Here is a 9,817-nt window from a genome sequence, read left to right as displayed (position 1 = left end):
TCGTGAAGCAGTGGCGCGGACTCGCTTCCCGCTACGACAAGACCGCCCGGTCATACGCGGCAGGGATCTGCCTCTCCGCCGCTCTGCAATGGATTTAGCAACACGTCCTAGCGGCGCCCGGCCAGGGGAATGGGGGACCGCGAGCTGACACTGGATCGTTATCTTCGGCCGAGCTGCAGATCGGCTGGACGCGCGGTGGCAGCGCCGCGTGGAATGCGGGCAAGTCCTGACCCAGTTGATAGGCTGGCGCGGCTGCCCGCCATGGGCGGCAGCATGCCCCGACCCGCGTGGGCGTCCAGTCCTTGGGCGTTCGTGCAGATTGATCGAAGAGAGATCCCCGCGATGCTTTCAGCCTTTGCCAATGCGTTCAGGTCGCCGGACCTTCGCAAGAAGATCCTGTTCACCCTGTTCATCCTTGCCGTCTTCCGGCTGGGATCCACGGTGCCGACGCCCAATGTGAACGTGGTTCGCATCGACGAGTGCCGACGACTGGCGGAGGACGGGGCCAACGCCGGTCTGTACTCGATCATCAATCTCTTCTCGGGTGGCGCGCTGCTGCAGCTGTCCATCTTTGCGCTGGGCATCATGCCCTACATCACGAGCTCCATCATCCTGCAGCTGTTGACCGTCGTGATCCCGCGGCTGGAGACCCTCAAGAAGGAGGGCGCCGCCGGTCAGCAGAAGATCACGCAGTACACGCGCTACCTGACCATCGTCCTGGCCATCCTGAACGCCACCGCCTTCGTGACCATGGCCCGCAATGGCCAGCTCTTCCAGGGCTGCGACGGCATCATGTACGACCGGGGCATCTTCCCCATCATCGTGATGATCCTGACCATGACCGCCGGTACCGGCATCATCATGTGGATGGGTGAGCTGATCACCGATCGTGGCGTCGGCAACGGCATGTCCATCATGATCTTCACCCAGATCGCCGCGCAGTTCCCCACGGCCATGTGGAGCATCAAGCAGGCCCGTGAGGGCGCCCACGGCTGGCTCATCTTCGGCCTGGTGCTGGCCATCGGCCTGCTGGTGATGGCCGGCATCATCTTCGTCGAGCAGGCCCAGCGCCGCATCCCGGTGCAGTACGCCAAGCGCATGGTGGGCCGTCGCCTGTTTGGTGGCACCACCACCTACATTCCGCTGAAGGTCAACCAGGCCGGCGTGATCCCCGTCATCTTCGCCTCGTCGATGTTGTACCTGCCGGTGCTCTTCGCCACCTTCCAGCCGGAGAGCAAGGCCGGCAAGTGGATCAACGCGAACTTCACCGGCGCCGGTGGCAATGCGCAGCCCCTGTACAACCTGGCCTTCTTCCTGCTGATCATCGGCTTCACGTACTTCTATGTGGCCATCACCTTCGATCCGGTGGAGATCAGTGACAACATGAAGAAGTACGGTGGCTTCATCCCGGGCATTCGCGCGGGCAAGCCGACGGAGGACTACCTGGCCTACGTGCTGTCGCGTCTGACCGCGCCCGGCTCGTTGTACCTGGCCCTGATCGCGCTGATCCCGACGATTGCCTTCATCACGCTCGGGGCTTCCCAGGACTTCCCGTTCGGTGGTACATCCATTCTCATCATCGTTGGTGTGGCACTTGACACGGTGAAGCAGATCGAGAGCCAGCTCCAGCAACGCAACTACGAAGGATTCCTCAAGTGAGACTTCTGATCATGGGCGCCCCGGGCGCCGGCAAGGGCACGCAGGCCAAGCTGATCGCCAACCACTACCGCATTCCGGCCATCTCCACCGGCGCCATCTTCCGCGCCAACATCGCGGCCAAGACGCCGCTGGGAGTGCGAGTGCAGCAGCTGATCAGCGCCGGCGAGTTCGTGCCCGACGTGATCACCACCGCCGTCGTCGCCAAGCGCCTGCTGGAGAACGACGCGCAGGACGGCTGGCTGCTGGACGGATACCCGCGAACCACAGACCAGGTGGAGGCGCTCGACATCATCCTCGAGGACCAGCGCCAGCACTTCGACTGCGTCCTGTCGCTGGAGGTGGACCCCGAACTGCTCGTCGACCGTCTCGTGAAGCGCGCCGAGATCGAGGGCCGGGAGGACGACAACGAGGAGACCATTCGTCGTCGCATGGAGGTCTACCGCGCCGAGACCGAGCCGCTGATGGACATCTACCGCGAGCGCGGGCTGCTGGTCAGCGTCGACGGTGAGGGCAGCGTGGACGAGGTGGCCGAGCGGATCTTCGCGGCCATCGACGGCGCCGTCACCAAGTGATGTTCTCCCGAGGGATCGAGCTCAAGAAGCCCGAACAGATCATCAAGATGCGTGCGGCCGGCCTGGTGGTGGCGCGCATCCACGAGGAATTCGCCAAGGCGGTGGCGCCGGGCGTCACCACCGGTGAGCTCGACGCCCTGGGCCGCGAGCTGCTGGCCCAGGAGGGTGCCACGTCCAATTTCCTCAACTACGGGGCCGAGTGGGGCTACCCGCCCTACCCGGGCGTCGCCTGCATCTCCGTGAACGAGGAGGTGGTGCACGGCATCCCCGGCGAGCGGAGGCTGCAGGACGGAGACATCGTCTCCATCGACTTCGGCGCCATCGTGGACGGCTGGCATGGTGACGCGGCGCGCACCTTCCTGGTCGGCGACGTGGACCAGAAGGCGCGTGACCTGAGCGAGCACACGCGCCAGTCCATGTGGGCAGGGTTTGCCGCTGCTCGTCTCGGTGGCCGGGTGGGCGACATCTCGCACGCCATCGAGGTGGACATCGAGTCCCGTGACAAGGGCTACGGCATCGTGCGTGAGTACACGGGCCACGGCATCGGCACCGCCATGCACCAGCCCCCGGACGTGCCGAACTTCGGCAAGGCGGGGCGGGGCCCGAAGGTGACGGAGGGCCTGGTTCTGGCCGTGGAACCGATGGTGACGCTTGGCAGCGAGGACATGGTCACGCTGGACGACGACTGGACCGTGGTCACGCACGACGGGACCTGGGCGGCCCACTGGGAGAACACCATGACCGTCACCAGGCACGGCATCTGGATCCTCACCGAGCTGGACGGCGGGGAGGCCGAGCTGACGGCTCGCGGGCTTCCATTCGGGCCGCTGGCCGACTGAGCGCAGGCCGACCGAACGCAGGCCGATCTGTTCGGCCAACGAGCACGACCCACAGGGGTGACGGGACGATTCCCGTCACCCCTGGTGCAGTCCGGCCTGCGCACCGAGCAGGTTGACCGCTTCCGTGGTGCGCTGGCGTGCCGCCTGGAGCCGCTCCGCATCGCCCTCGCCCCTGGCGAGGGCATCGTTCACCAAGAGCAACCGAGCCGGGCGCCCGGCGGCGTATGGCGTGGTGAAGGTGGGAAAGTACTCGGCTGACTGGACCCTGAACCGACCGTCGGGAGACTCGACGAAGGTGAAGCGGGTGGCGATGCCCTCCTGGCCGCGGGGGACCTTGCTGCGGTGCTGGGCCACCAGGTTGCCCAGCCCGTAGGCCACCCACTTTCCGTTGACCCGGGTGATCGGCTGGACGGCGTGCGCATGGTGGCCGTAGACCAGGTCGACGTCGGGGGAGGCCGTCAGGATCGTGGCCAACCGGGTCTGCTGGTCATTGGGCCGAGGCTGGTACTCGTCGCCGGCATGGATCGCCGCCAGGACGATGTCTGCCCCGGCCGCGCGGCTGGCGCGGGCGCGCTCCAGCAACTGCTCGGGATCGAGCCCGGACCAGGCCCACGGCTGCCCCTGCGGCAGCGGGATGCCGTTCGTGCCGTAGGCGCCGGTCACTACTGCGATGCGCACTCCGTCTGGGGTGGTGAAGATGACCGGAGTTTCAGCTTCTCGTTGGCTGCGTGCGGTGCCCACGTGGAGCAGCTGGGTCGCGTCCATTCGATCCAGGGTGCGGCGCAGGCCGTCGGCGCCACGGTCCAGGCTGTGGTTCGAGGCGGTGGTGCACAGGTCATAGCCCAGCTGTCTGACGGCTGTCAGGGTCTGGGGCGGCGCGGAGAAGGCCGGATAGCCGTGGTAGGGGCCGCCGGCGGGCGCGATGGGCACCTCGTTGTGACAGATGGCAAGGTCCGCCGAGGCCACCAGCGGTTCGACGGCAGCCAGGGTGGGGAGGAAGTCCATCTCGTCGGAGCCACTGCGTCCGGCCCGGGCGGCATCATCCCGGGCGCCGAACCACAGCGTGTTGTGCCACAGCAGGTCACCGGTCATGACCACCGTGGCCTGCCGGGGAGCCGGGTTGGCCGTGGCACTGGGGCTGGGTCCGACCGTTGGCGCCACGCTCGGGGCCATTCCCGGCGTCGCGGGGCGCTGGGCGCAGCCAGCCACCGCGCTGGCGCAGAGCACGCCCGCGGCCACGGCGGCCAGGCCGGTGCGGGGCGAGGAAGAGGTCATGCCCCATCTTCCCCAATTGTCTCAGTGATTGGTTCAAGCCGTGCCGGAGCGGGATGTCTTCCCGTGCCCCGGCTGCGAGGCAGGATTATCTGTGGTGTTGACTGGGGCTGTGACGAAGAAGCCGCTGCCCACAGACCTGGAGATCGCGCGCGCCGCGCAGTTGGACCCGATCGAGGAGGTGGCAGGCAGGGCGGGGATCGACCCCGCGTACCTCGAGCATCACGGCCGGCATGTGGCCAAGGTGGGGTTGGGCGTCCTGGACGAGGTGGCCGATCGCCCGGCGGCCAAGTATGTGGTCGTGACCGCGATCACACCGACTCCCCTGGGCGAGGGCAAGACCACCACGGCCGTGGGTCTGGCACAAGGGCTGGAGCAACTCGGCCAGCGTTCGATGCTGGCGTTGCGTCAGCCGTCGATGGGCCCCACCTTTGGCGTGAAGGGTGGAGCAGCGGGTGCCGGTTATTCGCAGGTGGTGCCGATGGAGACCCTGAACCTGCACCTGACCGGTGACTTCCATGCCATCACAGCCGCCCATGACCTGCTGGCGGCGATGATCGACAACCACCTCCATCACGGCAACGAGTTGGGCATCGAGCCGCACTCGATCAGCTGGCGACGGGTGATCGACATGAACGACCGCGCCCTGCGCAATGTCGTGGTGGGGCTGGGTGCCAAGCTCGACGGCGTGCCGCGGCAGAGTGGCTTCGACATCACTGCGGCCAGTGAGGTTGGAGTCTGTCTGGCGCTGGCCACCTCCCTGCAGGACCTGCGGCTGCGGCTGGGGCGGATCGTGGTGGGCTACACCCGAGATCGTCGCCCGGTCACCGCGGAGGACCTGAAGGCGGCCGGTGCCATGACCGTGATCATGCGCGAGGCGATCAAGCCCAATCTGATGCAGACCACGGAACGGACGCCCGTCCTGGTGCATGCCGGCCCCTTCGGCAACATCGCCACCGGAAACTCCTCCGTCATCGCAGACCAGGTGGGTATCCGCACCAGCGACTATCTGCTCACCGAAGCCGGTTTCGGTGCCGACATGGGGGCCGAGCGATTCTTCAATGTCAAGTGTCGGGTCTCCGGTCTGCGGCCTGATGCAGCCGTGCTGGTGACCACGGTGCGGGCGCTCAAGGCGCACTCGGGCCGCTTCCGTGTGGTGGCCGGCAAACCCCTGCCCGACGAGATGCTGCAGAACCGGCCCGAGGACGTGCGCGCCGGCGCCGCCAACCTGCGCAAGCACATCCAGATCGTGCGTGACTTCGGCGTGGCCCCCGTCGTCGCAATCAATGTCTTCCCCACGGACCACGCCGAGGAGATCGAAGAGGTCCGACGCATCGCCCAGGAGGAGTGCGCCCGGGTGGCGGCCTCCACCCACGTCGTCGACGGCGGGCAAGGAGCGCTGGAACTGGCCCGGGCCGTGGAGGAGGCCTGCCGGGAGCAGACCGATTTCCAGTACACCTATGAGGAGTCGGACTCGATCGAGGCAAAGCTGGAGAAGGTGGCCGCCCGGGTCTATGGGGCCGATGGGGTGGAGTTCACCGGGCAGGCGCGCAAGGACATCGCCCTGTTTGAGGAGCTGGGCTACGGGGACCTGCCGGTGGTGATCGCCAAGACCCATCTGTCGATCTCCCATGATCCGGCACTGCGCGGGGCGCCGACCGGCTGGACGCTCCCGGTGCGTGAGGTGCGACTGGCTGCCGGAGCCGGCTATGTCTACGCCATCTGTGGCGAGATGCGCACCATGCCCGGACTGGGCAAGCACCCCGCGGCCGAGCAGATCGACATCGACCAGGACGGCCAGATCGTCGGACTCTTCTGAGGGGATGCCGCTGCGGGGGATGCCGGGGCGGGATTGCTGTCGGAGGGCGTCGCTAGTGTGGTGGGCATGCCGAACAGTGCCCCCGCAACTGCCCGCGACGACGTCGTCGAGGTGCTCCACGGTCACCAGGTGGCCGATTCCCATCGCTGGCTCGAAGACGTGGACAGTCCTCGGGTGCAGCAGTGGGTGAAGGCCCAACAGGCCCACACCGAGTCCGTGCTGGGGGAGCTCCCCGGGCGCGAGTGGTTCCTCGAGCAGATGACCCGGGTGATCGACCGGCCCACGCACTCCACCCCGTGGCACTCGCATGGCCTGTACCTGCAGAGCCGCCGGGAGGTGGGGCAGCGCCAGCACGTCCTGTACGCGGCGGACAGCCTCGAGGAGCTGCTGGCCGGAGGCCGGGTGCTCGTGGACCCGAACACGTGGAGTGATGACGGCTCCTCCTCGCTGGCCTTCGTCGACGTCAGCCCGGACGGCCACCTGGTGGCCATTGGGCGACAGGACGCGGGATCGGACTGGACCACCATCACGCTGGTCGATGCGCAGGGTCAGCCCGTGGACGACGATGCGGTGACGGCCAAGTTCAGTCGGGCCACCTGGCTGCCCGATTCGTCCGGCTTCGTCTACAACTGCTATCCCGACGGTGGCCGGGCGGACGGCACGGAGACGCGGGCGCTCCCGGCGGCCCACCTGGTGCTGCACCGCGTGGGAAGGCCCGTGCTGGAGGACGAGGAGATCCTCGACTTCGAGGAGGACCCCCAGAAGCTGGCCTGGCTCCAGGTCAGCGATGACGACCAGTGGCTGGTGCTGCACGTGGCCCGCGGAACGGAGCGGGCCAACCAGCTCTGGTTGCTGCACCTGCACCAACAGGACGGACTGTGCGCGATTGGACAGCGCGTGGAGGTCTTCACCGGGGAGGACGCCGCCTGGGAGTACCTGGGCACCAGGGACGGGGAGATCCTGCTGCTCACCGATGACGATGCCGCCAACTCCCGGATCGTCGCGTTGGATGAACAGGACTGGTCGCTGCGCGAGGTGGTTCCGGAAGGGGCGTCCCCGATCCGGTCCGCGGTGTTGACGGCGTCGGGACTGCTGGTGGAGACACTCGAGGATGCGTCGCCGGTCCTGCGTCGCCATGACCTGATGGGCGGCGACCCGATTCGGGTGGAGCTGAACGGCGGGTCGGTGGTGGCGCTGCGGGGACGTAGCACCAGCGACGAGGTCTTCGTGGGGATGAGCACCATCACGGAGCCGGAGCGGTCTTGGCGTCTCGACATGGGCTCCGGTCAGGTGCAGGAGGTGGCCGGCCCCGACGACGGCTGGCAGCCTCCTGCCTTTCGGGTGGAGCGCCGCCGGGCCACCAGCCAGGACGGGACGCGGGTGCCCTACTTCCTCATCCTGCCCGAGCCCGACCAGACACCAGCTGGGGATCCGGAGACGAACGCACCCCTTTCCACCATCCTGTACGGGTACGGCGGTTTCGACACCCCGGTGCACGCGGACTTCCGCACCATCTGGCCTGGCTGGCTGGCCGCCGGCGGTGCCATTGCCATCGCGAACCTGCGGGGCGGCGGCGAGTTCGGCCGTGAGTGGTACGACGGTGGGCGCCGGGCCAACAAGCAGAACTGCTTCGACGACTTCATCGCCGTGGCAGAAGACCTGGTGGAGGCTGGGGTGACCACGCCCGATCGTCTGGCCATCCATGGCAAGAGCAATGGCGGCCTGTTGGTGGGCGCAGCCATGACCCAACGGCCGGAACTGTTCGCGGCGGCCCTGCCGCACGTCGGGGTGCTGGACTGCCTGCGCTTCCACAAGTTCACGGTGGGCGCCGCCTGGATCAGTGACTACGGCGACCCGGACGATGCCGAGGAGTTCGAGCGGATCCTGGCCTGGTCGCCGCTGCACAATGTGCGCGACGGCGAGCGGTACCCGGCCACCCTGGTCTTCACCAGCGACCATGACGACCGGGTGGTGCCCCCGCACTCCTACAAGTTCGCCGCTGCGCTGCAGCATGCCCAGGCGGGGGAGGCCCCGGTGCTGATCCGGATCGAGGAGGCCACCGGCCATGGCCTGGCCAGCAAGCCCCCGGCCGTCGCCGCCCAGGAGTCGGCCGATCTGCTGGCCTTCGCGGCCCACCACACCGGGCTGTCCGTCCCGGGAGCGGCGGACGAGGTTAGGGTGGAGCCGTGAGCAATCTGCCGATCTCGTCGAAGTACCGCAGTCAGCCGAGCCGTCCGGTGGACGGGGCCGAGCGAGAGGACCTCACTCGCCGCCTCAATGACGCCTTCACTGCCGGGGGCATTGACGGCGACACCTATCGGACGCTCCTCGACGAGCTCTACGCGGCGCAGACGCTGGGGGAGCTGGTGCCTGTCGTGGAGCACCTTCCGGTCAAGAGCACCCATGACGAGCCGGCCATGGTGCAGCAGCACACCCGCACCGCGCCCGGGGAGTTGGCTCCCGCCGGGATGAATGCGAACACCGCCACCCGGATCGGCATGGCGCTGGGCGGGCTGGGCCTGGTCCTGGTGCTGCTGCTGGCCGTCCTGCTCTGACCCCCTGCTCAGAGGCCCTGCTCAGAGGCCCCTGTCGAGGTCAGTTGGCGAGGATGCCCAGGACCGGGTTCCACTCGGTGATCTCGGCGTCGGCCACCAGGCCGAGTTGCTGGAAGGGATCCTCGGTCAGGATCTCTCGCAGCTGGTCGGCTGACTCCGCGGTGAAGATGAGCAGGGCTCGCGCGGGGCTGGTCTCCAGCAGGGGGCCGGAAGCCACGAGATGTCCGCGCTCCAGGAGGGTGGCGAGGAAGGCGCGGTGCGCGGGCCGGTTCTCGTCGAGCTGGGCGGGCTGGTCAACGTAGGTGTAGATCACTGCGAAGTGGGCCATGGCAGGAGCCTAGCGCGATGATTTGGTATGGGCTGGCGCTCTGGCGTAGAGTGGTGTGTCGGTCACCTGTGTCCAGGCGATCGTTCGTGCCCGCATCCATCCGGATGGGGTTCAGTCCAACAGATTGAGAGTAATGGCCAAGAAAGAGGGAGCCCTCGAACTCGAGGGAACGGTGGTCGAGTCCCTGCCGAACGCGATGTTCCGCGTCGAGCTGGTGAACGGTCACAAGGTTCTCGCCACGATCAGCGGCAAGATGCGGCAGCACTACATCCGCATCCTCCCGTCCGACCGAGTCGTCGTCGAGCTGTCCCCCTACGACCTGACTCGCGGACGCATCGTCTACCGCCACAAGTGATCGTCGGGGCGGACGCTTCCGCCTCGGAGCAGACACATCCACCACAGAACTGGGGCATCGCTGTGTACAGCGCCAGCCGGTTCGATGATCCGAAAGAGACTCTCGAATGAAGGTTCAGCCGAGCGTCAAGAAGATCTGCGACAAGTGCAAGGTGATTCGCCGGCACGGTCGCGTGATGGTGATCTGCGACAACCCGCGCCACAAGCAGCGCCAGGGCTGACCAGCCAGGCAATGCCGCTTCCCGGGCTTCGTGCCTGAGAGGCAATGGGCGGTGACTCGCAGAACATCGCAGGTGCAAGGTCACCCACCGTCTCGACGGTGAACCACCTGCCAGACAAATCAACAACGTGACGCAAGGCCGGAGATGAATACCGGTCACACCCCTGGGCGAAGGCCAGGGCCCCGACGGTGGCAGGAA

The 9,817-nt window shown here is 67.3% G+C and carries 10 protein-coding genes; 8 read left to right on the top strand and 2 right to left on the bottom strand.

The window, feature by feature from the left end:
• Positions 1-342: 342 nt before the first annotated feature.
• Genes secY through map form a run of 3 tightly spaced genes read left to right on the top strand, consistent with a single transcriptional unit; the run spans position 343 to position 3,070 of the window.
• Positions 343-1,659, top strand: coding sequence for a preprotein translocase subunit SecY (secY, locus tag ACTQ49_RS13620; RefSeq protein ID WP_441828379.1), 1,317 nt, complete (start codon positions 343-345; stop codon positions 1,657-1,659).
• The gene (locus ACTQ49_RS13615; RefSeq protein ID WP_441828378.1) at positions 1,656-2,231 is read left to right on the top strand and encodes an adenylate kinase; all 576 of its coding nucleotides are present in this window, start codon (positions 1,656-1,658) and stop codon (positions 2,229-2,231) included. Before secY ends, ACTQ49_RS13615 begins: the two co-directional genes overlap by 4 nt.
• Positions 2,231-3,070 carry a type I methionyl aminopeptidase gene (gene map, locus ACTQ49_RS13610; protein WP_441828381.1) on the top strand — a complete coding sequence of 280 codons (840 nt, stop codon included), beginning with the start codon at positions 2,231-2,233 and terminating at the stop codon, positions 3,068-3,070. The genes ACTQ49_RS13615 and map overlap by 1 nt, the downstream gene beginning before the upstream one ends.
• A 75-nt stretch (positions 3,071-3,145) precedes the next feature.
• Here map and ACTQ49_RS13605 read toward each other — a convergent pair whose 3' ends face one another.
• Positions 3,146-4,345 carry a CapA family protein gene (locus ACTQ49_RS13605; protein ID WP_441828377.1) on the bottom strand — a complete coding sequence of 400 codons (1,200 nt, stop codon included), beginning with the start codon at positions 4,343-4,345 and terminating at the stop codon, positions 3,146-3,148.
• A 97-nt stretch (positions 4,346-4,442) separates the two neighbouring features.
• Here ACTQ49_RS13605 and ACTQ49_RS13600 point away from each other — a divergent pair, with 97 nt between their 5' ends.
• From ACTQ49_RS13600 to ACTQ49_RS13590, 3 genes are all read left to right on the top strand, one after another.
• Positions 4,443-6,161, top strand: coding sequence for a formate--tetrahydrofolate ligase (locus ACTQ49_RS13600; RefSeq protein WP_441828380.1), 1,719 nt, complete (start codon positions 4,443-4,445; stop codon positions 6,159-6,161).
• A gap of 66 nt (positions 6,162-6,227) precedes the next feature.
• Positions 6,228-8,351: a prolyl oligopeptidase family serine peptidase gene (locus tag ACTQ49_RS13595; protein WP_441828376.1), complete on the top strand. Its 2,124-nt coding sequence runs from the start codon at positions 6,228-6,230 to the stop codon at positions 8,349-8,351.
• Positions 8,348-8,716 carry a DUF1707 SHOCT-like domain-containing protein gene (locus ACTQ49_RS13590; RefSeq protein WP_441828375.1) on the top strand — a complete coding sequence of 123 codons (369 nt, stop codon included), beginning with the start codon at positions 8,348-8,350 and terminating at the stop codon, positions 8,714-8,716. Before ACTQ49_RS13595 ends, ACTQ49_RS13590 begins: the two co-directional genes overlap by 4 nt.
• A gap of 40 nt (positions 8,717-8,756) precedes the next feature.
• On the opposite strand, the gene ACTQ49_RS13585 is transcribed toward ACTQ49_RS13590, so the two are convergent.
• Positions 8,757-9,044 carry a YciI family protein gene (locus ACTQ49_RS13585; protein ID WP_441828374.1) on the bottom strand — a complete coding sequence of 96 codons (288 nt, stop codon included), beginning with the start codon at positions 9,042-9,044 and terminating at the stop codon, positions 8,757-8,759.
• Between the two features lie 133 nt (positions 9,045-9,177).
• Here ACTQ49_RS13585 and infA point away from each other — a divergent pair, with 133 nt between their 5' ends.
• Both infA and rpmJ read left to right on the top strand, forming a co-directional pair.
• A complete protein-coding gene (gene infA, locus ACTQ49_RS13580; RefSeq protein ID WP_094763903.1) occupies positions 9,178-9,399 on the top strand; it encodes a translation initiation factor IF-1 in 222 nt (73 codons plus the stop codon).
• 106 nt (positions 9,400-9,505) lie between these two features.
• Positions 9,506-9,619 carry a 50S ribosomal protein L36 gene (gene rpmJ / locus ACTQ49_RS13575; protein ID WP_002514836.1) on the top strand — a complete coding sequence of 38 codons (114 nt, stop codon included), beginning with the start codon at positions 9,506-9,508 and terminating at the stop codon, positions 9,617-9,619.
• The last annotated feature ends 198 nt before the right edge of the window (positions 9,620-9,817 follow it).

Source organism: Luteococcus sp. Sow4_B9, from assembly GCF_052116585.1.
GTDB lineage: Bacteria > Actinomycetota > Actinomycetes > Propionibacteriales > Propionibacteriaceae > Luteococcus.
Note: the sequence above shows the minus strand (reverse complement) of the source record. Positions and strands in the feature narration are given on the sequence as shown.

Excerpts from the sequence above, each read along its gene's own strand:
- ACTQ49_RS13595 (WP_441828376.1), top strand. The coding sequence starts at position 6,228 with ATGCCGAACAGTGCCCCCGCAACTGCCCGCGACGACGTCGTCGAGGTG.
- rpmJ (WP_002514836.1), top strand. The coding sequence starts at position 9,506 with ATGAAGGTTCAGCCGAGCGTCAAGAAGATCTGCGACAAGTGCAAGGTG.
- secY (WP_441828379.1), top strand. The coding sequence starts at position 343 with ATGCTTTCAGCCTTTGCCAATGCGTTCAGGTCGCCGGACCTTCGCAAG.
- ACTQ49_RS13605 (WP_441828377.1), bottom strand. The coding sequence starts at position 4,345 with ATGACCTCTTCCTCGCCCCGCACCGGCCTGGCCGCCGTGGCCGCGGGC.
- infA (WP_094763903.1), top strand. The coding sequence starts at position 9,178 with ATGGCCAAGAAAGAGGGAGCCCTCGAACTCGAGGGAACGGTGGTCGAG.
- map (WP_441828381.1), top strand. The coding sequence starts at position 2,231 with ATGTTCTCCCGAGGGATCGAGCTCAAGAAGCCCGAACAGATCATCAAG.
- ACTQ49_RS13585 (WP_441828374.1), bottom strand. The coding sequence starts at position 9,044 with ATGGCCCACTTCGCAGTGATCTACACCTACGTTGACCAGCCCGCCCAG.